Genomic DNA, 26041 nt, shown 5'->3' on the forward strand with positions numbered 1-26041 from the left:
AATTATTATTTAGAAATGTTTTAAATTATATAATATAATCTTTAGTTACATAGTTTACTTTAACTTACTAATCAAGTTGAGGAACTTCACTTTCCTTAGGATTAAATATAATATATCCTATTATAATTGAAATTACTGTTGGGATAACCCAACCAAATCCTACACTTGCTAGAGGAATAAAATTTAAGTTTATTCCTGGTATTGCAAATAAAATTCCAAATACTAATGAAGTATAAACTCCAACTCTTATAGCATTTAGATTTGTTAATACCTTAGATAAAAGAGTAGTTGCAATTAATGTAATTGAAACTGGATATAAAATATTAAGAATTGGTACAGACAACACTACTATATTATCAACACCTAAAGTAGCAAGGCCTAAACTAACAATAGATAAAACTACTGCATTAACTTTAAATGGTAATTTCCCGTTTGATATTTTTTCGAAGAAATTAGCTCCTGCAGTTAATAAACCTATAGAAGTTGTTAGGCAAGCAAGTCCCATAGCAAGTCCAATTATTACAGGACCAATATTACCTAAAATACTTTTAGAAATTAATATTAAGAGACTTGTCTTTCCAATATCAGCTGGTGCTAAGTTAACTGTTTGTGCACCTATGTATGTTAAACCACCATATATAAAAGCAAGGCCCACAACAGCAACAGCGCTTGATTTTAAAATCATACTTGGCATTTCTTTTGAGTTATATCCCTTGTCTTTTAAAGAAGTAGTTATAATCCCAGCAAATAAAAGTGCTGCTATAGCATCCATAGTTTGATATCCTTCTAATAATGAGGATGAAAATACATTTATAGCATTAGTTTCTACCACAGAGCCTATAGGGTTTATAAATCCTTTTATAATAAGGAATACAAGAAGTATCAATAATGTTGGTGTTAAATATTTACCGATTGCATCTATTATTGATGTACTACTTAAAACAAAAAATAAATTAATAATAAAATATACTGCCATAGCTATAAATGGCGATATACTAGGGAAAAATGGGTTTATTGTAAGCTCAAATGTTGTAGCTGCTGTTCTAGGAATAGCAAGCATTGGACCAATTGCTATAAAAAGTATAGCTGTAAAAATCACTGAAAATTTAACTCCTATCCTACTTGAAAGAGTCTTAAATGTTCCATCTCCTTTAGAACACGCTAATATTGCTAAAAGAGGTAAACCTACTCCTGTGAATATAAAACCAATAATTCCAAGAATGAACTCAGTTCCTATTTTATTTCCAAGGAAAGCAGGGAAAATTAAGTTACCTGCTCCGAAAAACATCGAGAATAGAGCAAAACCAACAACAATTGAATCTTTTGTACTTTTTTTCATTATTTAATTTCCTCCGTTTAAATTTAATATATGCTTTAATTAATAATTTCATAAAATATAACAAAAGTTAATAAATTAATAAGTAAATAACGATTTTTTTGAATAAACGTTAAATACTTATGCTCTATATTATCATAATACGACAAAATATTCAATTAAAAGTGCATGGTATTTTATAGATATCTATTTATAAGAGAACTATTTATTAAGAAATTTGTAGATTTCCTTTATTGTTTTAGCTTATCTATATGTTATAATTATTAATAAATTATATTTATTAATTTTAAGGAGATTTTTATGCATATTTTGATATTACCTTCTGGATATCCTACTAAAGAAGAGCCTTTAAGAAGTATATTTTTTAAAGAGCAAGCTCTTGCCTTAAAAGATGGAGGGCATAAAGTAGGTGTAATTTATAGTGAGACAAGAAGAATGACTAATATTAATTATAGAAATTTTAAACAAAATCATTTTCAAATTACATTTAATGATGAAGAAGGTGTAAATACTGTAAGATTACATGGCTGGAATATATTGATGATGAGAAATTTTCTTGGTGTAAACTTATGGGTAAAGCAAACACTAAGTTTATATGAAAAGTACGTAAAAATGTATGGTAAACCAGATGTAATACATGTTCATTGTGGTTTATATGGAGGTTTAGCAGCGAAAGTTATTAAAGATAAATATTCTATTCCATATGTTATAACAGAACATTCATCTACAATATTAAATAATTCTTTAAATGATTATAATAAACAAGTTTTAACTGTAGCTTATAATAATGCAGATAAATTAATAAGCGTAGGTGAAAAACTTAAATCTTCAATGAAAAATTATACTAATAATGATATAGTAGTTGTACCTAATATTGTTAATACAGATGGATTTAAAGTTGATAAAGAGCATAAAAGAAAAAAGTTTAGATTTGTAACAGTAGCATATTTAAAGAAAAATAAAAGAATAGATCTTGTTATTGAAGGTTTTAATAAACTTAAAGAAAAGTATAATGATATAGAACTATATATTGGTGGAGACGGTCCAGAAAGAACAAATATACAACAATTAATTGACAAGTATAATTTAAATGAAGATGTTCATTTATTAGGAGAAGTTTTAAGAGAAGATTTGCCAGCTATAATGGGAAATTCTGATTGTTTTGTATTACCAAGTATGTATGAAACTTTTGGTGTTGTGTATATAGAAGCATTAGCATGCGGGGTACCTATTATAGCGACTAAGTGTGGTGGACCAGAAGATTTCTTTAATGAAAATCTTGGTTATATGATTAATGTTGGAAAATTAAATGAACTTTATGATGCTATGGAAAAGATTATAAACAATAATTCTAAATTTAATGGAAATGAAATTTCTGAATATATTAAAAATAGATTTAGTAGAAAAGTAATAGTTAAAGGATTAGAAAATGTTTATAATTTAATTGTTAAATAATCTTATGGATGCAATATTAATATAGTTTATAGAGCTAATAAGTTTGATAGGAGTTGTAATTGTGAAAAAGACGGTATCAATTGTTATCCCATGTAGGAATGAGGAAAATTATATAAAGAAATGCGTAGATTCTTTATTAAATCAAAGTTATCCTAAAGAATTAATTGAGATATTAATAGCTGATGGAATGTCAACAGATAATACAAGAGCTATTATTAATGAAATAATAAAGGAGAATCCTTCTGTTAGGATTTTAGATAATAAAAAGCTTTCAGCTCCTTCAGGGATGAACCTTGGAATAAAGGAAAGTAAATCTGATATTGTAATAATATTTGGAGCACATGCATATGCAGATAAGGATTTTGTTAAAGAAAATGTTTTAGCACTAGAAAATAAAGAAGTTGGTTGTGCTGGAGGAGTTATAACAACTATTAATGATAGTATAAAAGGTGAAGCTATTGCAGAAGCAATGAGTTGTCCTTTTGGAGTAGGAAATGCATTGTTTAGATATGCAGATAAAGAAAGTTATGTTGATACCGTAGGCTTTGGAGCTTACGATAGAGAGTTTGTTCTTGGTATTGGAGCTTTTGATGAAGAGTTAGTAAGAAATCAAGATGATGAATTAAACTTTAGAGTTCAAAAGACTGGGAAGAAGATTTTATTGACTCCAAAGATTAAATCAACTTATTATAGTAGAGGTGATTTTAAAAAATTATGGAGACAATATTATCAATATGGGTTTTGGAAGGTTAGAGTAATACAAAAACATAAAAAGCCAGCTTCAATTAGACATTTAATACCACTTATGTTTGTGTTATTTTTATTGTTTGGTGGAGTTGCTAGTATTTTTTCTAAATTAATTAGAATAGGTTATTTTGCTACTATTCTTTTATATTTAATTTTAGATTGTTTATTTAGCGTTAAAATGTCTAAGAAGAAAAGCTTTAAACACTTTCCATATCTATTTATTACTTTCCCAATATTACATTTATCTTATGGGATTGGATTTATACTAGGTATATTTAATTTTTATATTTTTAAAAGTAAAACAATAGAGGAAAAAAATAAAAAAATTTCAAGATAAGCATTAAATTTATTTTTGAGGAGATAAGTAATGAAAAACAAAATTTGTCATATTTCTACTGCACATAAAGAAAATGATAGTAGAATACTTTTAAAGGAGTGTCAGAGTTTAAGTAAAGCAGGTTATGATGTTTCTTTAATAATAAATTCAGATCACGATAAAACTTTATATGGAACTAATATAAAAGCGTTAGATCATAGTAATACTGGTAGATTACATAGACTATTTAAAAAGAGTAGAATAGCTTTAGACAAAGCTATTGAATTAGATGCAGATTTATATCATTTTCACGATCCAGAACTAATAAAATTAGGGATGGCATTAAAGAAAAAGGGAAAGAAAGTAATTTATGATGTTCATGAAGATGTTCCAAAGCAAATTCTAGCTAAAAGTTATTTAGGCCCTATGTGGGTAAGAAAAATAGTTTCTAGAGGATATAATTTTTACGAGAAAAATAGAAGCAAAAATTTTGATGCAATTATAGCAGCAAGTGATGAATTAGCAGCTAAGTTTGATAATAAAAATAGTATTTCAGTAAAGAATTTTGCAATAAGAGACGTAATAGAAAATGCAAAACCAATAAAAAGAGAAGATAATGATAAGTTTGTTATAATTTATGTTGGGTCTATTACTAAGATTAGAGGAATTAGGGAACTTATACAAGTAACAGAACTTTTCTTAGGAAAAGTTGAACTTTGGATATTAGGACCTTTTGAAAGTGAAGAGCTAAAAGAAGAATGTATGAGTTTGGAAGGATATAAATATTGTAAATATTTTGGATCACTTCCCGTTAAAGATGTTTATTCATATATCAAAGCAGCAGATTTAGGAATGTGTACTTTATATCCTACTGAAAATTATAAAGAAAGTATTCCAATAAAGGTACTTGAATATATGGCTTGTGAAAAACCATTAGTATTATCTGATTTTGAATTCTGGAAAAAGTTCTTCGGAAATGTAGGAAAGTATGTGGATCCTTTAGATATTAATAGTATTAAAGAAGGAATTGAATATTTCTCAGAGGATAGAAGTAGAATAGAGATTATAGGTAAAGAGAATAAAGAAAGCTTTATTAATAATTTTTCATGGGATAGAGAGGAAAAGAAGCTACTAGAATTATATGAAAAAGTGTTAAAGTAGAGAATTAAGGGAGGATGCTATATGTTACTAAGTGGAATTTTAGCTTTAGATAGTAATTTTGAACTTTTTAGAGATGGAGAATTTTCATCTTTGGGATTAAATATTTCTGAAGCAAATGAAAAATTATTATCATTTATTGAAAGTGAGAAATTTTTAAGTCAATTAAGCAAAAGTATTTCATGTGTTATTACTACAAAGGAAATGGCAAGCAAGATTCCAGAAGAAATTGGTGTCATAATTTCAGAGGTTCCAAGAATAGATTTTTTCAATTTACATAATAAGTTAATTGAAAATAAAGATTATAAAAGAGAAGATTTTGAAACTGAAATAGGAGAAAATTGTGTTATTTCTCCAACTGCAATTATTAGTAATAAGAATGTTAAAATTGGTAATAATGTAGTGATTGAAGAATATGTAATTATTCGTGAGCATACTACAATTAAGGATAACTGCATAATTAGAGCTAATACTGTAATTGGTGGAGAAGGCTACGAATTTAAGAGATATGATAATAAAACAATAGGAGTTGCTCATATTGGTGGAGTAATAATTGAAGAAAACGCCGAAATTCAATATTCTGCTTGTGTAGATAAAGCGATTTATCCTTGGGATAATACTATAATAGGAGAGTATAGTAGAATAGACAATCTTGTTCATATAGCTCATGCTGTAAAAGTAGGTAAGAGATGTTTCATTACATCGAAGACAACAATAGGTGGTAGAACTATAATAGGAGATGATTGTTGGTTTGGAATAGGAGCAACTGTTTCAAATGGACTTATAATTGGAAGTAATTCAAGTGTTAGCCTTGGAGCTGTTGTTACAAGAAGTTTAAAAGAAAATAGTAAGGTTTCTGGTAACTTTGCAATTGATCATAATAAATATATAGATTTTATAAAAAATATCAGATAGGATATTATTAAGATATACAAAAAAATTAAATTAAAGATGAATATTTAAGATGTTTCTAATACATGGTTAGTAATATTATTTAAATTTATAAAATAGTTCAATTTGTATATACCATAAATTGAACTATTTTTATTAATATGCTAAAATTAATTATAAATATTATGTAAAGATATGTGAATGAGAGGGATAAATATGAAAGTAAGAAAAGCTATTATACCAGCAGCTGGGCTTGGAACTAGGTTTTTACCAGCTACAAAGGCTCAACCTAAGGAAATGCTTCCAATAGTTGATAAACCAACTATACAATACATTATTGAAGAAGCTGTAGCTTCAGGAATTGAAGAAATTTTAATAATAACTGGAAGAAATAAAAAATGTATTGAAGACCACTTTGATAAATCAATAGAACTAGAAATGGAACTAGAGAAAAATCATAAAGAGGATCTTTTAGAACTTGTAAGAGGGATATCAGATATGGTTGATATTCACTACATAAGACAAAAAGAACCTAAGGGATTAGGACATGCAATATTATGCGCAAGAGCCTTCGTTGGCAATGAGCCATTTGCAGTATTATTAGGTGATGATGTAGTAGATTCAGAAGTTCCTTGTTTAAAGCAATTAATGGATTGTTATAAAGAATACAAGACATCTATTTTAGGAGTTCAAACTGTAGCTCATGAAGATGTAAGTAAGTATGGTATAGTAGATGGAATTCATATTGAAGATAGAGTTTATAAAGTAAAAAAATTAGTTGAAAAGCCAGCTATAGATGAGGCACCAAGCAATGTTGCTATTTTAGGAAGGTATATAATAACTCCTCAAATATTTGATATATTACAAAATACAAAGCCAGGTAAAGGGGGAGAAATCCAACTTACAGATGCATTGCAAACTTTAATTGAAAATGAAGCTATGTATGCTTACAATTTTGAAGGAAGAAGATATGACGTAGGAGATAAGCTTGGTTTCTTACAAGCTACTGTTGAGTTTGCTTTAAAAAGAGAAGAGCTTAGAGAACCATTTATACAATACTTAACAAATAGAGATTGGAAAAAATAATTAATACGGGTATATAAAAAGTTGGATGAAATTAACTCATCCAACTTTTTTAATTATCCCCTAGGAATAAACCCAATCTTCTTTTGCATTTTTCTAAGTGTTTTCATTGAAATATAGTTTGCTTTTTCAGCACCTAGTTTGTAGATATCTTCTAATGCTTTTTTGTCTTTAAGGATTTCTTTGACTTTATTTTGAATTGGTTCTAATTCGCTAACTATAGCATCAGCAACATCTTTCTTTAAATCAGCATAGCCTTTATCTTTATAGTAAGCTACAAGTTCTTCTGCTGTTGAACCATTAATTGCTATTAGAAGATCAAGTAAATTTTTAACACCTGGTTGTTCATCAGAATAATTTATAACTCCAAGGCTATCAGTTACAGCTCTAGAAACTTTTTTTCTTATTACTTCAGGTGGATCCATTATTAAGATGTAAGCATTTGGATTGTCATCTGATTTAGACATCTTTTTAGTTGGATCTTGTAAACTCATAACCTTAGCTCCAACCTTTGGAATATAAGGATCTGGAATTTTAAATGTTGGGCTATAAGTATTGTTAAATCTGTTAGCAATATCTCTAGCTATTTCTAGATGTTGTTTTTGGTCTTGGCCAACAGGCACTAAATCTGTATTGTATAAAAGAATATCAGCAGCCATTAAAACTGGATAAGTAAATAGGCCTGCCCCTATTGAATCACCGTATCTTTGTGATTTATCTTTATATTGAGTCATTCTGCTAAGTTCACCCATATAAGTGTTACATGTTAAAAGCCATGCACATTCGCTATGAGCAGGAACATGTGATTGAATAAATAAAGTATTCTTTTCAGGAACTATACCTGAAGCTATATATATTGCAAGGACTTCAAGAGTTCTTTGTCTTAAATCCTTAGGTTCTTGTCTAACAGTTATTGCATGTAAATCAACTACACAAAAATAACAATCAAATTCATCTTGAAGGGCAACCCAATTTTTTATTGCTCCTAAATAATTTCCTAAAGTTAATTGTCCAGAAGGTTGGATTCCACTAAAAATAACCTTCTTTTGTTCTGTATTATTTTCCAATTAAAGCACTCCTTTCATTTGTGCATGTTATATATAACGTTTAACTATAGTATTAATTATAGATTTGGAAAATTCTCATGTCAACAAAGAATGACATTATACAAGATTTAATAAATTTTATGTATAGGATATGGTAGTGATTTTAAGTAGTAAAAGTTTATATATGTAGTCCTTTAATGAGATATAAAAAGTCTTATATAACTTTAATTTTCTGATTCAATTTTGTAACTATAGATTTAAAATTAATATACCCTAAAAGTTTATATTTGTAGCTTTATAAGGAAGTTTAATTGTATAATATTACAATTAAAATGATATTGTTATAAGTTTGACAAAATCAGAATTAAAAGTTAGAATTATATAGGTTTTTTATGTGTTTTATGTAAGCCTACTGTGGAGGTGATTTATATTAGCTATATAGAATTTAATGATTTATCAAAGAAATATAAAAATAGTGGTAAATATGCAATTAAAGATATAAATTTCACAATAGAAAAAGGTGAGTTTGTAGTTATCGTTGGGCCTAGTGGTAGTGGTAAATCAACTCTTTTAGATTTAATTTGTGGATTTGAGGACATTACTGAAGGAAATATAAAAATAGATAATAAAATAATTAATAACATAGAACCAAAAGACAGAAATGTTTCAATGGTATTTCAAAACTATGCTTTATATCCTCATTTAACAGCATATGAAAATATTGCTTTTGGAATGAAGATAAGAAAAGTAAGGAAGAGTGAAATAAATGAAAAGGTAATGTGGGCAGCTAAGATATTACATCTTGAAGATTGTCTAAAATCAAAGCCTAAAAATTTATCTGGAGGACAAAGACAGAGAATAGCTCTTGCTAGAGCAATGGTAAGGAATCCTAAGGTATTTTTAATGGATGAACCATTGTCTAATTTAGATGCAAAGCTTAGAACAGCAACTTCTAATGAAATAACAAATTTACATAAGGAATTAAATGCAACTACTATATATGTTACACATGATCAAGTAGAAGCTTTAACAATGGCAGATAAAATAGTTATATTAAATGAAGGAGAAATTCAGCAAATAGGAACTCCTTTAGAAATTTATAAAAATCCTAGTAATGTTTTTGTAGCCACATTTATTGGAAGGCCTCAAATGAATTTATTTAATTTATCTATAAAGGAAGATTATATGTTACTAAATGATTCTATTAAATTTATTAAACCAATAGAGTTTAATGATTTAGATATAGGTGAATATATAATTGGGTTAAGAGCAGAAGATATTAAAAATATAGATAATATAAATAGAGACATTAACAATAAAGATATTTTACATCATGTAGATAAGAATGAAAATAAAGATTGTATAAAGGATACAAATGAATCTAATAAAATTGATGATAATGCAGATAATGTAAATAACTATGATAGAGATTGTAGCAATAAGGATTATAAGGAGAATACAAATAAAAACTTTATAGATGCTACCATAGAGAAAATCGAGTATTTAGGAAGTGAAACTATTTATCATCTTTTATATGAAGGAATAAGATTTACATGGAAATCTCATGATATGAATGATTTAAAGATAGATGAAAAGGTTAATATTAGTTTTAACTTTACTAAGGCTAATATTTTTAATAAATTAACACAAAAAAATATAAGGAGTAAGTAAGATGAAGGCAAGGAAAATAATTAGTACTTTATTAATGTTACCTATACTTATGGTTGGATGCGCTAAGGCTGAAGAAAAGAAAAATGATGAAATAGGTGGAACTATAAAGGTGGTTACATCTAGAACAGATGCAGACAAGCTATTTGAAAAAATGGAAGAGGATTTTAAAAAGTTATATCCAAGTGTTGAGGATATAATATGGGAATCAGCTGCAGATTATGACAATTACATAATGACTAGAATGAATACTAAAGATTATGGTGATGTTTTATTTCTTCCATTCACTATGAATGGTACTCCAGAAGAATATGAAAATTATTTTGAACCATTAGGAAAAGTTGAGGAATTAGAAGAAAAGTACATAGATGTTACAGAAGCAGATTATGATGGTATATCATACGGATTACCAGCAGCTGTAAATTCACTAGGAATTATATATAATGAAGAAGTTCTTAAAAAGGCAGGAGTAGAATCTATGCCAACATCAACAGAAGAAATGATAGAAGCAGCAAAGAAAGTGAAAGAAAATACAGATGCTATACCTTTCTATACAAATTATAATAAAACACTAGGTACTTGGGGTGGAACTTTAACATCTTATGGCGGAGAGCAATATAGATCAGAAATGTTAAATGTAGGAACAGCCTTTAAAGAAGGTCAACCAATACGTGAAATAATGGATTTATTTTATGAGTTATCTTCAAATGGACTTATAGAAGAGGATCCAGTTACAGGTGATTTTGCTAAGTCACTACAAATGCTTGCAGATGGTAAAGTTGCAATGATAATGAAGGGTTCTCAAGATGCAAAGATGATTCAAGGTCTAAGCACAAACAATAGCAAAATAAATATAGCTCCACTACCAGTAAAGTTTAATGGACAAACAAGTATTGCATTTGGAGCACCATCAGTAATAGGAATAAATAAAAATAGTGAAAATAAAGCAACAGCTAAAGCATTTTTAGATTTCTTTATTTCAGCTAAAAGTGGATATGCAGATGATTTAGGTGGAATGTCACCAAGCAAAGAAGATTTAACTGACGAACAAAAAGTAATGTTTGAAAACAATAATATAATATTAACTGTACCAACTGAAACACCAGAAGTTGATGCAAAATACACTGCAATAGCTAATGAAGTAGGTGTTGGTAGATTAACAGATGTACTTCAAAAGGTTATTAATATAGGAATGTATCCAAATCAAAATGAAAGTTATAGTGATTATATCAATTCATTAGAAGCTAAATGGGAAGCAGCAGTAAAAGCAAATGAATAATATAAACTTAAGAAAAAAAGAAAGAAAAATTATTTTTCTCTTTCTTTTTTTTCCACTTTTATTATTATTTTTATTTGGATTTTTACCTATAATAGAGCTATTTATATATAGCTTCACTTCATGGAATGGTATATCAAAGACTAAGGAGTTCGTTGGTTTTGACAATTACATAAAGGTTTTAACAGATCCATCATATTTTCAAGTATTTAAAAATAGCCTATATTACTTTTTATCTGGAATACTTCAAATAATAGTAGCAATGTTTTTTGCTATAATGCTTTCTTTTAAAGTTAAATTTAAAAGTTTTTTTAAGGCTACATTTGTATTTCCAACTCTTATAAGTGGAGTTGCTATATCGATGATATTTAGAATATTCTTTGAACCAGGAGGAACTTTTGATGCTTCATTAGGAGCTTTAGGTCTTGGAGAGTTTATACATTATTGGCTTGGAGATCCTAGGTTTGTTAATTATACATTAGCTAGCATATCACTTTGGAGATTTACAGGTAGAAGTTTTATTATGTATTTTGGAGCAATTCAATCTATACCAAAGGAATACATAAAGGCAGCAGAAATAGAAGGAGCTTCTGTAATGCAAAAGGTTAGATATGTGATATTACCTAATATACATACAATAGTTAAGATAAATTTTATATTACTAATTATAGGTGCAATTTCTGTTTTTGAAATACCTATGATAATGACTAATGGCTCAAATGGAACGAGTACATTTTTATTACAAACTATGAAAACTGCATTTGAGCAAAAGAAAATAGGACTTGCAGCTAGTATGGCAGTAATAATTACAATAATAATTGTAATTGCAACTCTTATTCAAAAGAAGGTGTATAGTAATGATGAAGATGAGTATTAAATCTATATTATTAAAAGTGCTAAAATACACTACTTTAATACTTTGGACTATAGTAATTTTTTTACCTATAATTACTGTGGTTTTTGGTTCTTTTAAAACCTATGATGAATTTACAAGAACTAGTGGAATAACTATGCCTAGTAGCTTTAGTTATTTTGAAAATTACATAAGAGCTTTTGTAGATGGAAAAATGTTAATTGGTTTTATTAATACATTTATCTTAATATTTTTTGGCGCAATAGGAAGTGTAATCCTAGGATCTATGGTGGCTTTTGTTATAAGCAGATTTGATTTTAAGTTCAAAAAGATAATATTATTTATGTATTTGTTTGTATCAATAGTACCAATGGAGATGTCTCAAGTTGCAACTTTTAAAATAATTGATGCTGTAGGAATATATAATACTAGACTTGCACCTATAATTATATATTTAGGAGCAGATGTTTTAATGATATATATTTATATACAAGCTTTAGAAAAGATTCCTAGAGATTTAGATAAGGCTGCAATGCTTGAAGGAGCAGGATATTTTAAAATATACAAAAAAGTTATATTTCCTTTATTAAAACCAGCAACAGCAACAGCAATTATGCTTAAGATAATTACAATATATAATGATTTTTACGTTCCATATTTATATATGCCAGGGGAAGGGTTAAACACTGTATCAACAACTTTGTTTAAATTTATAGGACCAGCATCAACAGAATGGCAAGTAATTTGTGCAGCCATTGTAATAAGCATGATACCAATGATATTATTTTTCATATTTTTGCAAAAGCATATTTACGAAGGAATAACTTCAGGGAGTATTAGATAAATGAAAAAGAACAATTTTTTAAAACGAATTTATACAGTAATGGAACTAAGAACGGGATTTGCAACTGGACTTCCAGCACTTAGTGGTGGATTATTTGGAGCTTATTTAGCAAAAGATATAAAAATATTACCACTAGTTTTAATGTTTATTGCAGGCTTTAGCTTAAATATAGTGGCAAATATAGCAAATGAAATAAGAGCATTTTTAAAGAATGAAGAAAATGAAGATACATTTACAGGTCATTTAGGTAGTGAAGGCTTAGTAAGAGGAGATGCGAAGTTTTTAGATGCAGTAATAGCTTTACTTTTCATGTTGGCTTTAGGTGGAGGAAGTGGGCTTTTAGTAGTTTTTATAACTAATAATATAAATATATTAATTATAGGAATAGTAAGTGCACTTGCTGCATTAACTTATTCTTTAGGACCAAAGCCATATATAATTTACCCAGTTGGTGAATTAGTATCAGGAATATTTGCTGGAGGAATAAGTAGTTTTGTATCGGCTTACATACAGCAAGGAAAGATGAGTATAGAAATATTCTTATATTCACTTATAGCTATGATAATGACTGTATTTTTAATGTCTACTAACAATACTTCAGATTATGAAAAAGATAAAGGGGTTAGGGTAACATTACCTCATGTTATTGGATTTAGAAACTCCATCAAGATAATAATACCAGAAGCAATAATAATGGTTATATCATGGATAATATTATTAACGCTATCGAAAATAAATTTACTAATATTTATATCAGGTATATTGATATTTTATTATTATGGATATGTGAAATGGTATAAGGATTATTATAAAATACAAGAGGTCTATAAAGAAATGGGAAGAGAGTGGGGACCAAGACCACTACTTCTTATATATAGTTTTCATTTTATAATTTCACTAGAATTTTTAATATGCATCATCATAAATTAAGTTAGATTTTAAAATAATACTTAAAGATATAATTTTAAAATTATATCTTTAAGTATAGTAAGGTAGCTATAAAAGTGTAGTTACCGTATTTAAAGATAAGGTAACTACAAATGTAGTTATTATAGATAAATATAAAGTAATTACATAAATGTGGTTACTATATATAAATGATAAAGTAACTACGAAAGTGTATTACTATAATTAAACATTAAAGTAATAAAAAAAGTGTAGTTACTATAATTAAAGAGAAAGTAACTACATAAATGAAGTTAATATAGTTAAATAATAAAATATTTATATAAATGTGGTTACTTAAAATAAAGATAAATTGACTATATAAATGTAGTTACTATATAGAATAATTAAGTAACTACATTTTTATAGTTAAAGTTATAAAAATAAATTGATCTATTAAATACAAAATTATCTTATATATAAGTTATTGTAGTTATTAGTATTTGAATTAATAATATCAAGCGTATATTTTGAAATATATCTAGTTCAAGAAAAAATATGTGGAGGGGTAAACATGGTAAAAATAAATTTAAACTTAATAAAGAATAATCCATTAAGCTTAACAGCAATATTAGCAGACAGGCAAGGAATATTTAAAAAGTATGGTATAGATATGAATTTATATTTAGATGAAGATTTCTTCTTTAAGGGAAATATTGAGTTTCTAGAAGGAAGGTCAGATGCTATGATGGGAGACACAACATTTTTCTTTTATATGCTTGAAAAAGGAAAAAAAGCTGTTATAACTTCAAATTTAACAAGAACTATTAATTTAGTTGGAAGCAAAGACATTAATGGCGATTTGGAAGGAATAAGAGTTGGAGTAAATAGATCGGGACTATTTAGATTATTTTTAGAAAATGATTTAAAAGATATTATAAAGAATCCTAAGATAGTTTGGATTAATAATACATACGAGAGAATTGAGGCACTTAAAAAGGGGGAAATAGATGCTTTAGTAGCAATTGAACCTTTTGTATCAAAGATAACCAATGATGGTGGCAAAATAATTTGGGATTCAAGAAACAGTGATAAAAATTTAGTTATGTGGTGCTTTGATGAAGAATTTTATAATAACAATTCAGAAGGAGTTAAAAATTTTCATAAGGCATTAAACGAAGCAGCTAGAATATTTAATAATTCTTCAAAAGAAGATAAGGCTAATTATTTCATGGAATTTTGCGGATATTCAAAAGAATTAGCAGAAGGATTTAAAGATTTTATATTTGAAATAAGCGACAATTATAAAAAAGAAGATTTTGATTTATGCCAAGAATGGATGTATAGAGAGGGAGAAATTAAAAAAGTATACAATGCAAGTAATTTAATAAAAAATATAATATAAAATTAATTTATAACCAATCTTAAGCTTTAACATAAAAAATATCTATTAGTAATAAAAATATTGCTGAAAGTAGTATAGCATCTATAGCCCAAAATGAAAATTTAAATATTAAAGAAACTAGCACCAGCAAAATTAATACAGTAAAAAATATTTTTAATGATTTCATTATATATGTCCTCCTATTATATAAATTATGTATAGATTATTAGTTTGTACAAAATTAATAAAAAAATACTTATTATGCAAAAAAAATCTTATAAATAAACAAAGACTAACCATTAAATGGTTAGTCTTTAAAACAGAAACTATCTTCTGTTGTTTTGAGCTTTTCTAGCCTTTCTACATTCAGGGCATCTTACTGGTTCATTGTCAAATCCCTTTTCTTTGTAGAATTCTTGTTCTCCAACAGTGAAAACAAATTCCTTTCCACAATCTTTACAAATTATTTTCTTATCTTCCATTTTAAAATCCTCCTTAAAATTCATAGGTATAAACTTGATAGGTTTCTTTTCTTAAGTAAGTTGAACTTTAAGGAAAGAATGTATCGAGATTTTCCTAATCATTTAAATTTTCAAAATAATTATACCATAAACTAAGATAAATTCAATAAGTAATATTAAAAAGTTTTTGGTTTATTTAGAATTTTTAGATAATTTCTCTTTGGATTTAAATTTAAAGTAATAAGTAGAAAATACTATAAGTGGTATTAAAACAAAACTAAATAAATTAATTATTTGTAAATACTTTAATACGTCATAAAGTATGTAGTTATTCATTCCTAAAAAGCTTGATAAAACAAATATTAAAAAAGTATATATACCTATGAAAAGACGTTTATTTTTAATATACTTGCCTAGAATTAGCAATATGCTATAAGTAGCCAACACATACTTAATAAAGAAACCTAATACTGTTTGAATTATGAAAAATAATTCACCAAATTCTAAAAATCCTGCAACTTCAATTCTTTGCCCTAATATAAATTCTGGATAAAAAATATTGGCTGATCTTAGTGGACCAAAAGCTGTAATTACTCCAACTATTGAGACAACGATAAAGGCAGAAGTTATAACTCCGGCATAAAGAGTATGTTTTCTTATATGTTCTAATTCATTTATATACTTTAAAAATGGTATTGCAATCATAAATGAGGAAAATCCACCTAAAATTAGGAAAAGAGAAACAGTAAAGCCTGAAGATATACCGTTTCCAAGTACAGGTAATAAATTATTTATATCCTTATAACTTTGGGTTAATGCAAAAAAGACTATTCCATTAATTATAACTACAAAAACACTTACTAAAACAAATATTAATATAGTACGTAACCTTTTATTAAAAATAAAAAGTGATGGAAGTATAAAAAATATTAATGCATACCAAACTGGAGTTTCAAGAAATAATGTAGAGTGTAATACATTAGCTTCAACAGCAGCTGATTCAATAGCATTTATAAATAAAGTAAGTACAAATATAAGCATTAAAATAATACTAATAGCTTTTGGCATAGAACGAGCAAAAATATCATTTATATCAAAAGTCTTAGTGGAAACACAAATATTAATTATGTACATTAAAAAGATAACAAATATAATTGACGCTATAAGAGAAGCTAGCCAAGTATCTCTTCCCCCTATATCTATGAATATAGATGGATATGTTTTAACAGATATAAGAGCCACCCCAATTACAAATAATATAAAATGTTTACTAGAAATTTTATTCATTATTAACCACCCTTCTTATGTTAATGGATAATGGATAATTGAGAATGGACAATTAATGAAATAATTTAGCTTAGCTAAATTAGAAAAATATAAAAATAAACTCTGGAAGAGTTTAAACCTCAATTATCCATTATGCATTATCAATTATCCAATTGTTTCTTATTCCTTTTTAGTATTAGCAAAAAAATGAATATTAAACAGTTTTTCAACAAATAATACAATCAGGTGATGTATATGAATAATTTAGAATATGTGAAAGAGAAATTAAAAAACTCTTTTGATGTTAAGTATAGGCCAGTCCAAACAGTTTTAGGAAAGGCAACAGTAGTTTTCATTGATGACTTATGTAATGCAGAAATGATAAGTGAATATGTGGTTTCTCCATTACGTGGCACTGGTGAAATAGAACCGGAGAGTGGAAAAATTGAAACTCTAGAGCAATTAATAGAAAATTCATTAGATATTAATGCAGCAGGTATAGCTAAAGATTTAGATGATGCAATAATGCATATATTATCTGGTGACCCAGCAGTAATATTTGAAGGCTTAGAACAAGTATTATATGTAGAAGCAAAAGGATTTCCTGTAAGAGGGGTTGGGACTCCTGAAACAGAATCTGTATTAAAGGGACCAAGAGAAGGATTTAATGAATTAATAGTTAATAATGTTGCATTAATTAGAAGAAGAATTAAAAATCCAGATTTAAAGTTTGAAGCTATAGTTGTAGGAGAAAAATCTCAAACAGCAGTTGCTGTATGTTATTTAGATGGTGTTGCGCCAAAGGATTTAGTTGAAAATGTTAAAGAGAAGGTAAATAATTTAGATTTGAGATTTATTCTAGATACTAATTATGTTGAAGATGCCCTAAAAAATCAAAAAAGCTTTTTTGATACTGTAGGATATACCGAAAAACCAGATGAAGTTAGTGCTAAGTTACTAGAAGGAAGGGTAGCTGTAATAGTTGATGGTACGCCATTTGTTATTACTGTACCATATTTCTTTTTAGAAAATTTCCAAATGCCAGATGATTATTATTTAAATAAGTATTATACAAATTTTAATCGTATATTAAGATGGTTTGCATTTTTTATAGCAACATTAGTACCAGGATTATATGTAGCAATAATAACGTATCATTTTGCAATGATACCATCATTATTTATGTTTAGACTTGCAGTATCCAGGGCAGGAGTTCCATTCCCTACCTTTATAGAAGTAATACTAATGATGCTTGCCTTTCAATTTATAAAAGAAGCAGGACTTAGACTTCCACAACCAATAGGTGGTGCAATGAGCATAGTTTCAGCTTTAATTTTAGGAGATGCAGCAGTTGGAGCAGGGATAGCATCAAGAATAACAATAATAGTTGTAGCTTTAAGCACATTATCATACTTTTTAATTCCAAAGCTTTATGGAGCAGTTTCATTTTGGGCAATAGTCTTAGTTGGATTTTCTGCTGCATTTGGTATACCAGGGTTTTTATGTGGATCCTTATTACTATTAATACAGTTAGCTGAATTAGATTCAATTGGATATCAATTTTTATTTCCAATTGGAAGTATTAACGAATATAGGTTTAAAGATGTTGTGCTTAGAGGAAGCTTAGGTAAGATTTCAAAGGATTTTATAAAAAAGGGGGATGAAAAATGAGATTTAAAAGATTAAGTAAGATTTTAGCAGTATTTTTTATTCCTTTATTTCTAGTTGGTTGCTTTAATTATAGAGATATAAATAAAGTTAGTTTTGCAACTAGTGTGATTTTTGATACAGATGATTTTGGAAGAGCCGTAGTTTATGTTGATTGTGTTAAGCCTTATAGAAGTACTAATGAAAGTTCAGATAAGGGGAAGAGAATAATATATAAAGGTATAGGAAAAACAGCATTAGAAGCACTAAGAGATGTGAATTTAGCTTCAAGTTATGAATTAAATTATTCACAAAATAGAGCATATATATTTACTGAAAAGGCTGCAAGAGATGGAATAAAAAGATATGTTGATTTAATAAATAATAATCAAGAGTTTCAGATTAAACCTTATATGTTTGTATATTTTGGTGAAGTTGATGATTTGCTTAAAATTACATCAAGTGATGAAGAATATTTAGGATTATATTTAGAAGAATTAGTTCATAAAAATAAGAGAAATCCAAGAGCAATGAGAGCAAATATAAATGATTATTTAAGTAATTCTATTACAGCTAGTGATACATATATTGTTGGTGCTATAGAAATAAGAGAAGATGCATTGGATAAAAAAATAGAAATTGGCGGTGGAGCAATAATCAAAGATAATAAATTAGTTGAAAAAATAGATTCAAAAGATGCTATGAGCTATAATTTATTTATGAATAATATTAGAAGAGGAACGCTTGAAATTTCTAATCCACAATCAGAACAAGGATTTATTACATTAGATATTTTGGATAATAGTACAGAAAGTAAACTTAAGTATGATGGAGAAAACATTACTTTAGTTAAAAATCTAGAAATGAAAGCTTCAGTTGCAGAAATACAAGGTAGGCTTATAGTTGATAATGAACTTTTGAAGTATATTAAAGATGTTAAAGAAGAAGAAATAGAAAGTTATTTGAAAGATATATTTAATAAGTATAAGGAAAAAGAAATAGATGTTTTTGAGATTGAAAGACTTTTTGATATATACTATCCTAAAGCAGCTGTATACAATCCAATTGCAGATACAAATTTAGAAGTAAATGTTAATCTAATAATTGAAGGAACTGGATTAGTCAAAGATAGCCTGTAATAAATACTACAATGAAAATGATTTAGAGGGCAAAAAGCTATTGATATTAAAAGGAAAATAAAGTAATATTAAGTTATAGATTATCTGAATTCGATTCATACTATGTAAGATGAGATGGGGAGGGAGTATGGACGATTATAAAGCAAGTTATCAGCAACTTAAGTTAGAGTACGAAAGATATCAGAAAATCACAGAAGAAAAAATACAAGAATTAAGTGCTGTTAATGTTCAGCATGAAAAAAACCTTGATATGCTTTCAAATGTAATATTAATTAGTAATTATATAAATTCAAATTTAAGTAGTAAAAATATAATACCTATGATAAATGATATGATAATAGGTATTATAGGGGTAACTCAATCTACAATATATTTGTTAGAAGACTCTAAATTTGTCATTAAGGCTACTAATGGTACAAATGATAGTATAGTTCTTACAGAAGAGTGTATAAAATACGTAAGTAAAAATAAAACATTTATTTTAAACTCAAAAGAACCAATTGTAAAAGATGAATTAAATAATATATATATTCATTCAAGGCTGGGAGTACCAATAAAAGTTGCTGAAAAATATATAGGATATATTGTAGTCGACCATACCCACTATAATTTTTTAACAGAATTTCATGAAATATTTTTAAGTTCAATAGCAAGCCAAATTGCAATAGCTTTAGAAAATTCTATTTTATATAAAAAGATAGAAAAGGCAGCTAAGTATGATTCATTAATAGGTATATATAATAGAAAGACTTTTTACGAAATTATAGAAGAAAGGTTATCTAATGGAAACATATATAAATATGCTATAGTAATGATTGATTTAGATAACTTTAAAAAGGTAAATGATACCTTAGGACATCAATTTGGTGATAAAGTTTTAATAGAAACTGCAAATTTAATTAGGAGTATGCTAGAGCCAAAAGATATAATTGCAAGATATGGTGGGGAAGAAATAATACTATATATAGATTGCAATAGTGATAACGAAGAGATATATAAAAGAATAGATAAGATAAGAGATTCTGTATCAAGTAATTTGGTTTCAAATGAAAAGAATGAAAGAAGCATTACTGCAAGTTTTGGAGTAGGCTTTTATCCTAATGATGGAAATACCCTTGAAGCTGTTATTAATTGTGCAGATGTATGTCTTTACAAAGCAAAGCATGCAGGAAAAAATAAAGTTATGAGTTCACACTTTTTTAGATAAAAGATAGAGATTAAGAAGTTTCTCTATCTTTTATTATTTTTTTATATTATATTGTAAATATTTTCAGAAGAGTAGAATATATATAAATTAAGAGAATAAAAAATTCTATAAAAGGAGTGGATTCCAATGATTCAAGTTTTTTGCGCAAAGAGAGGAGCAGGTAAAACTAAAAGATTAATAGAACTTGCAAATGAACACTTAAGTGAAGCAAAAGGAGATTCAGTTTATATTGATGATGATTGCAGACGTATGATGCAACTTAAAGGTAAGATAAGGTTTATAAATACTAATGAGCTTGGCGTAATAGATTGTGATAGCTTTTATGGATTACTTTGTGGCGTTATATCTCAAAATTATGATGTAGAAAATATATATATAGATGCTTTATCGAGTATAGTTACTAAAAATATGTCTGAATCTACTAAACTGTTTGGAAAGTTAAAGGAATTCTCTCAAAAATTTAATTTAAATTTGTATATTAATTTAAATTGTGAATGTACTGATGAGCTACCAGATTTCATAAGGGAATATGTGGCATAAAATCAATTAATAATTGACAATGGAGAAAGGACAATTAATGAAATAGCTCAGGAGAGCTGAAATTCAATAGATAATTGACAATGGATAATTGACAATGGAGAATGGACAATTAAGGAGATAACTCAGGCTAGCTGAGTTATTGAAAATGAAAAATGAAAAATGAAAAATGAAAGAATTAAAGAAATAATTCACCTTCGGTGAATTATAAAAGAGTGAAAATGTTATGGGGATAGCTCAGGAGAGCCCAAGTGTTGAATGGGAATAAATAAAAATTAAGGGGTTAGTCCATAACTGAGAGAAGATTAGTTTAAAAAAATTATAGTGTGAAAGAAGGGAAAGGTTGGGGTAATAGTTCAGGGATACTGAATTATTTAGAATTTTAGAGTGAATAAGTAATAAATGATTGAAAAGTAGTCTGGGAATCTGAATTATGCGAATTAAGAGGTTGTATGTATAGATATTATTTAAAATTTAGATTTGTATTTTAGCTTGAATTTTGAATAGTGAATAAGAGAATTCTAGCTATAATTTAGATGAACAGAATTAATAATAATTGGCATGAAATTAGTAGTGAGGGGCGGTTCAAATATATTGAATTGCTCCTTTTAAATTTATGAGAATTAAACATAATGATATGTATTAACTTTCCGATTTTCGTATAATTTCGAATACAATTCTAAATTTAATACATATCATTAATGAGGCTAATTCTTCATTTGATAATTTTAAGCTCAGCTGTAACTGCGCTCAACTTCACTAAGTATTCAATGCCTGCGCAGCTAGTTAGCTTGTGGAACATATCTAGTTATCATAGCATTATATTCTCAAAACATAACAATGGTATCATTAGTTGTTTTATTGTTGATAATATTTTAATAAAAAGATATACTATAATAAGTAAAATAAATAGGAGGTTACGTAGAATGGCTAATGTTTTAGACGAGTTATTAGATCGTGGATACATAAAGCAATTTACTCATGAGGATGAAACTAGAGAGTTGCTAGAAAAGGAGAAAATAACTTTTTATATAGGCTTTGATCCAACAGCGGATAGTTTACATGTTGGACATTTCATTGCGTTAATGTTTATGGCACATATGCAAAAGGCAGGACATAGACCAATAGCACTTCTTGGTGGTGGAACAGCAATGGTAGGAGACCCATCAGGAAAAACTGATATGAGAACTATGCTTACAAAAGAACAAATTCAACATAATGTTGATTCAATAAAGAAGCAAATGGAGAGATTTATAGATTTTTCTGATGATAAAGCAATATTAGTTAATAATGCAGATTGGCTATTAAACTTAAATTATGTAGATTTCTTAAGAGAAGTTGGAGTTCATTTTTCTGTAAATAGAATGCTTACAGCTGAATGTTTTAAACAAAGATTAGAAAAAGGACTTTCTTTCTTAGAATTTAATTATATGTTAATGCAAGGATACGACTTCTACGTATTAAATCAAAAGTATGGTTGTAAAATGCAATTAGGTGGAGATGACCAATGGTCAAACATGATTGCTGGTGTTGAATTAGTTAGAAGAAAGGCTCAAGGTCAAGCTATGGCAATGACTTGTTCTTTATTAACTAATAGCCAAGGACAAAAGATGGGAAAAACAGTAGGAGGAGCTTTATGGCTTGATCCAGAAAAGACTTCACCATTTGACTTTTATCAATACTGGAGAAATGTAGATGATGCAGATGTAGAAAAATGCTTATCATTATTAACATTTGTTCCAATGGATGAAGTTAGAGAAATATGTTCTGTAGAAGGAGCAGCTATAAATGAAGCTAAAAAGCGTCTTGCTTTTGAAGTTACAAAGCTAGTTCATGGAGAAGAAGAAGCAACTAAAGCTAAAAGTGCAGCAGAAGCTTTATTCTCTGGTGGAGTTGATATGAGCAATGTTCCTACAGTAACTATAAGTAAGGAAAAATTAGGATCAACTATTTTAGATATAATGGCTGAAAATAAAATAGTTCCATCTAAAGCAGAAGGAAGAAGATTAATTCAACAAGGTGGATTATCTTTAAACGGAGAAAAAGTAACTGAAGTTACTAGAACTTTAGAAGAATCAGATTTAGAAGATGGTTCAGCATTACTTAAAAGAGGAAAGAAAAACTATAATAAGATAGTTGTAGAATAAAAAACTTAAGGGAGTCGCGTTACGCGACTCCCTTAAGCTTTTGATTTAAAAATACTATTTTTAATCAAATTTAGATAACTACATAATAAGGAATATTCATATATTATTTATGAGAGATCACTATTATTTTCTAATGGTAAAGTTAATTTTACTTTTATTTCATTACCATTAACTATACTAATTGAACCATTATGATCTTTAATAATTTCGTTACATAAGTATAATCCTAAGCCTGTACTATACTCATCATTAGAAAAATTTGACTTCGTAAAAGGCTCAAAAATATGGTTATAAACATCTTCAGGTATAGGATTTTCAACAATGTTAGTAATTTCTATATTATATTTATCATCAGAAGTGTAAGAGTTTACAGTAATTATAGAATCTTTGCTAGAATATTTTATTGCATTATCTAATACATTAATTAAAACTTCTTTTATTTTATTTGGTTTAAAGCGTACTATTTCGTTTAATATGTTTGAATTTATTTTTAAGTTATATTTTTCTGCTTTAATGTTTAAATCAGAAATTGTTTGATTAATAATTTCTGAAATATCTATATATTCATAAGTATCTTTTATTGAGGATAATCCTTTTGAAATTTTTATAATTTCAAGTACTAATGTATTTAATCTTTCGCTTTCTGAGTGAATTCTATCAATGGCACGATACTTAAATTCTTCATCATCTACAACATTTTCTAAAATCATTTCTGAATATCCAATAATTGAAGTTAAAGGTGTTTTAAGTTCATGAGTAACAGTATCAAAAAATATTTTTCTGCTTAAGGCTAATTTTTCAACCTTTTCTTTTTCTTTTTCAATATCTAAAATTTGCTCTTGAATTTTAGATTTCATATTAATAAATTCTCTAGACAATATAGATATTTCATCATTTTTTTTTGCATTGATATCTATATTTATTTCATAATTTCCTACACTTAATTCCTTTGAAGCTGAAGTTAATTTTTCTATTGGACTAACTATTTTATTTGTTAATCTATAAGAAATAGCAAATATAAAAATGATAAGGGATATTTCAATTAAAGTTAATATGCTTGTAGCTTTCATATAGTCTGAATAAAGATAAGTATAGTCCTTAGTTAAATTGAGTATTCCAATGTAAGATTCATTAATTATTATTGGATAGGAAAGCATTCCAATAAGATTGTTATTGTTATATTTTATATCAACAATAGTTTTACCAGATTTAATATCAGGAATATTTTCAGCGAATTCAGGGTTAGCTTTTTCTAAATTAGAAGCAAGCACGTTACCATCTATGTCGCATATTTGAAGGTTGCTATCATAGTTAATTGAAATATATTCTATTAAATATTTACTTTCTTGAGATAAAGCTTTATCTTTGTATAGATAATTTCTAACTGACAATGTATATTTAACAGATTCGCGAGTACTTTTCATTATTTCTTTTAATGAAGAGGTAACTGTGCTTTCCATATTATCTTTTAATATTTTTCTAACAGATATATTTAATGAAATTCCTAGTAGTACAATTGTAAGAGTAATAATTAAAGTGAATTTGAATTTAATTTTCATACTTACCTCATCATATATCCAACACCAAAAACTGTTTCAATCACAGAGGGTTGTCCGTTTATATCAAGTTTGCTTCTAATTCTTCTTATATGAATATCTATAGTTCTTATGTCACCATCATAAGAAAACTCCCAAATATTATCTATAAGCTGCTCTCTAGAAAAAACTTTATTTCTATTTTGAACAAAGAATTCAAGAAGTTCATATTCTTTTGGTTTTAATTGAATAACTTCATCATTTTTTAAAACAGTTCTGTTATTAAAATTAATCTTTATATTTGAATTTATCTTAATGAAATTTTTATTATCTTTAGAAGCTGACTTTTCAATACGTCTAAATACAGCCTTTATTCTGCTTGTAACTTCTTTTATATGGAATGGTTTAGTGATATAATCATCAGCTCCAAGTTCAAGGCCGAGAACTTTATCAAATACATCATTTTTAGCTGTAAGAATTATAATAGGAATAGTATATTTAGAGTTTATATCTTTACAAAAGTCAAAACCACTTCCATCGGGTAAGTTTAAGTCTAACAAAATTAAATCGGGTAAAGTGCTATTTAAAAAATCATTAGCTTCTTTTAAAGAAAAGACACTATAAGGTAAATAGCCTTCAGCTTTCAAAGTATGGAACAATATATCATTTATTGATTTATCATCTTCAATAATAAGAACTTGAGTATTCATTACATATTCTCCTTAATATGAATATTATAATTTAATTATATTAAATATATTTTAAATAATAAATAGGGTATAAAACTATTAGTTATAAATTGCGAATATAAATGCTACGATAACTAGATATGTTCCTATAAATAATTAGGAATAACTACTATGCCAAGAGTTTTGGTTAACTCGCTGCGCTCAAACAATTAAGCAACACTAAGGCCTAGTAGTTTTTCCTACGACAAGTACTTCTAATTGCGTGCTATATGCTTATTCCACAGTCTATTTATCTTCGCCAACTTATATTCTACCACTTTACACAGTTAAATTAAGAATTAGCCTCATTAATGATATGTATTAAATTGGAGATTTTATTATAATGAGGAACTACAATTCTAAATTTAGTCATCTTAGATATATTAAATTTAGAATTGTATTCGATATTATATAAAAATCGGAAAGTTAATA

Annotated in this window: 23 protein-coding genes; 16 read left to right on the forward strand and 7 right to left on the reverse strand. The window is 27.2% G+C overall.

All coding sequences use genetic code 11. The features are described 5' to 3' along the window. Nucleotides 1–67 precede the first annotated feature (67 nt). Complete coding sequence (brnQ, locus tag I2A75_RS07110; RefSeq protein ID WP_195263779.1) at nucleotides 68–1339, reverse strand: branched-chain amino acid transport system II carrier protein; 1272 nt, start codon at nucleotides 1337–1339, stop codon at nucleotides 68–70. 297 nt (nucleotides 1340–1636) lie between these two features. On the opposite strand from brnQ, the gene I2A75_RS07115 reads away from it, so the two are divergent. The 5 genes from I2A75_RS07115 to galU all read left to right on the forward strand — a co-directional run bounded on the left by I2A75_RS07115 (nucleotide 1637) and on the right by galU (nucleotide 6989). Next, the gene (locus tag I2A75_RS07115; RefSeq protein ID WP_195263780.1) at nucleotides 1637–2791 is read left to right on the forward strand and encodes a glycosyltransferase; all 1155 of its coding nucleotides are present in this window, start codon (nucleotides 1637–1639) and stop codon (nucleotides 2789–2791) included. Between the two features lie 61 nt (nucleotides 2792–2852). Then, nucleotides 2853–3875 carry a glycosyltransferase family 2 protein gene (locus I2A75_RS07120; protein WP_195263781.1) on the forward strand — a complete coding sequence of 341 codons (1023 nt, stop codon included), beginning with the start codon at nucleotides 2853–2855 and terminating at the stop codon, nucleotides 3873–3875. Between the two features lie 30 nt (nucleotides 3876–3905). Continuing rightward, complete coding sequence (locus I2A75_RS07125) at nucleotides 3906–5015, forward strand: glycosyltransferase (RefSeq protein WP_195263782.1); 1110 nt, start codon at nucleotides 3906–3908, stop codon at nucleotides 5013–5015. Between the two features lie 21 nt (nucleotides 5016–5036). Further along, nucleotides 5037–5927 (forward strand): UDP-3-O-(3-hydroxymyristoyl)glucosamine N-acyltransferase, encoded by an 891-nt coding sequence (locus I2A75_RS07130; protein ID WP_195263783.1) that lies wholly within the window; start codon nucleotides 5037–5039, stop codon nucleotides 5925–5927. A 192-nt stretch (nucleotides 5928–6119) separates the two neighbouring features. Continuing rightward, nucleotides 6120–6989 carry a UTP--glucose-1-phosphate uridylyltransferase GalU gene (galU, locus tag I2A75_RS07135; RefSeq protein WP_195263784.1) on the forward strand — a complete coding sequence of 290 codons (870 nt, stop codon included), beginning with the start codon at nucleotides 6120–6122 and terminating at the stop codon, nucleotides 6987–6989. Nucleotides 6990–7042: 53 nt separating this feature from the next. Here the strand turns inward: galU and trpS are convergent, their stop codons facing one another. After that, nucleotides 7043–8053 (reverse strand): tryptophan--tRNA ligase, encoded by a 1011-nt coding sequence (gene trpS / locus I2A75_RS07140; protein ID WP_195263785.1) that lies wholly within the window; start codon nucleotides 8051–8053, stop codon nucleotides 7043–7045. 399 nt (nucleotides 8054–8452) lie between these two features. Here trpS and I2A75_RS07145 point away from each other — a divergent pair, with 399 nt between their 5' ends. The 6 genes from I2A75_RS07145 (at nucleotide 8453) to I2A75_RS07170 (ending at nucleotide 14963) form a co-directional block, all read left to right on the forward strand. Continuing rightward, a complete protein-coding gene (locus tag I2A75_RS07145; protein WP_347707760.1) occupies nucleotides 8453–9703 on the forward strand; it encodes an ABC transporter ATP-binding protein in 1251 nt (416 codons plus the stop codon). A 1-nt stretch (nucleotide 9704) separates the two neighbouring features. Then, entirely contained in the window at nucleotides 9705–10979 is a 1275-nt protein-coding gene (locus tag I2A75_RS07150; protein WP_195263786.1) for an extracellular solute-binding protein, read from the forward strand. Next, nucleotides 10972–11853, forward strand: a complete 882-nt coding sequence (locus tag I2A75_RS07155; RefSeq protein ID WP_195263787.1) for a sugar ABC transporter permease — start codon at nucleotides 10972–10974, stop codon at nucleotides 11851–11853. Before I2A75_RS07150 ends, I2A75_RS07155 begins: the two co-directional genes overlap by 8 nt. Beyond that, nucleotides 11834–12673, forward strand: a complete 840-nt coding sequence (locus tag I2A75_RS07160) for a carbohydrate ABC transporter permease (protein ID WP_243242067.1) — start codon at nucleotides 11834–11836, stop codon at nucleotides 12671–12673. The genes I2A75_RS07155 and I2A75_RS07160 overlap by 20 nt, the downstream gene beginning before the upstream one ends. Further along, the gene (locus I2A75_RS07165; protein ID WP_195263788.1) at nucleotides 12674–13603 is read left to right on the forward strand and encodes a prenyltransferase; all 930 of its coding nucleotides are present in this window, start codon (nucleotides 12674–12676) and stop codon (nucleotides 13601–13603) included. It abuts the gene before it with no gap. Nucleotides 13604–14132: 529 nt separating this feature from the next. After that, nucleotides 14133–14963: an ABC transporter substrate-binding protein gene (locus tag I2A75_RS07170; protein WP_195263789.1), complete on the forward strand. Its 831-nt coding sequence runs from the start codon at nucleotides 14133–14135 to the stop codon at nucleotides 14961–14963. A gap of 19 nt (nucleotides 14964–14982) precedes the next feature. Here the strand turns inward: I2A75_RS07170 and I2A75_RS07175 are convergent, their stop codons facing one another. The 3 genes from I2A75_RS07175 to I2A75_RS07185 form a co-directional block, all read right to left on the reverse strand. Next, entirely contained in the window at nucleotides 14983–15129 is a 147-nt protein-coding gene (locus I2A75_RS07175) for a hypothetical protein (protein ID WP_195263790.1), read from the reverse strand. A 139-nt stretch (nucleotides 15130–15268) separates the two neighbouring features. After that, complete coding sequence (locus tag I2A75_RS07180; protein ID WP_195263791.1) at nucleotides 15269–15424, reverse strand: zinc-ribbon domain-containing protein; 156 nt, start codon at nucleotides 15422–15424, stop codon at nucleotides 15269–15271. Between the two features lie 171 nt (nucleotides 15425–15595). After that, nucleotides 15596–16690, reverse strand: coding sequence for an endospore germination permease (locus I2A75_RS07185; protein ID WP_195263792.1), 1095 nt, complete (start codon nucleotides 16688–16690; stop codon nucleotides 15596–15598). Between the two features lie 234 nt (nucleotides 16691–16924). On the opposite strand from I2A75_RS07185, the gene I2A75_RS07190 reads away from it, so the two are divergent. From I2A75_RS07190 to tyrS, 5 genes are all read left to right on the forward strand, one after another. After that, nucleotides 16925–18340, forward strand: a complete 1416-nt coding sequence (locus I2A75_RS07190; RefSeq protein WP_195263793.1) for a spore germination protein — start codon at nucleotides 16925–16927, stop codon at nucleotides 18338–18340. Then, the gene (locus I2A75_RS07195) at nucleotides 18337–19455 is read left to right on the forward strand and encodes a Ger(x)C family spore germination protein (protein ID WP_195263794.1); all 1119 of its coding nucleotides are present in this window, start codon (nucleotides 18337–18339) and stop codon (nucleotides 19453–19455) included. Before I2A75_RS07190 ends, I2A75_RS07195 begins: the two co-directional genes overlap by 4 nt. A 127-nt stretch (nucleotides 19456–19582) precedes the next feature. Continuing rightward, complete coding sequence (locus I2A75_RS07200; RefSeq protein ID WP_195263795.1) at nucleotides 19583–20662, forward strand: diguanylate cyclase; 1080 nt, start codon at nucleotides 19583–19585, stop codon at nucleotides 20660–20662. 126 nt (nucleotides 20663–20788) lie between these two features. After that, nucleotides 20789–21202 carry a hypothetical protein gene (locus I2A75_RS07205; protein WP_195263796.1) on the forward strand — a complete coding sequence of 138 codons (414 nt, stop codon included), beginning with the start codon at nucleotides 20789–20791 and terminating at the stop codon, nucleotides 21200–21202. 923 nt (nucleotides 21203–22125) lie between these two features. Beyond that, a complete protein-coding gene (gene tyrS / locus I2A75_RS07210) occupies nucleotides 22126–23346 on the forward strand; it encodes a tyrosine--tRNA ligase (RefSeq protein WP_195263797.1) in 1221 nt (406 codons plus the stop codon). 107 nt (nucleotides 23347–23453) lie between these two features. On the opposite strand, the gene I2A75_RS07215 is transcribed toward tyrS, so the two are convergent. After that, nucleotides 23454–24905, reverse strand: coding sequence for a HAMP domain-containing sensor histidine kinase (locus I2A75_RS07215; protein WP_195263798.1), 1452 nt, complete (start codon nucleotides 24903–24905; stop codon nucleotides 23454–23456). A gap of 2 nt (nucleotides 24906–24907) precedes the next feature. Continuing rightward, nucleotides 24908–25591 (reverse strand): response regulator transcription factor, encoded by a 684-nt coding sequence (locus I2A75_RS07220; RefSeq protein WP_195263799.1) that lies wholly within the window; start codon nucleotides 25589–25591, stop codon nucleotides 24908–24910. Nucleotides 25592–26041: the final 450 nt, after the last annotated feature.

It is taken from the genome of Clostridium sp. 1001275B_160808_H3 (assembly GCF_015550425.1).
Lineage (GTDB): Bacteria > Bacillota > Clostridia > Clostridiales > Clostridiaceae > Clostridium.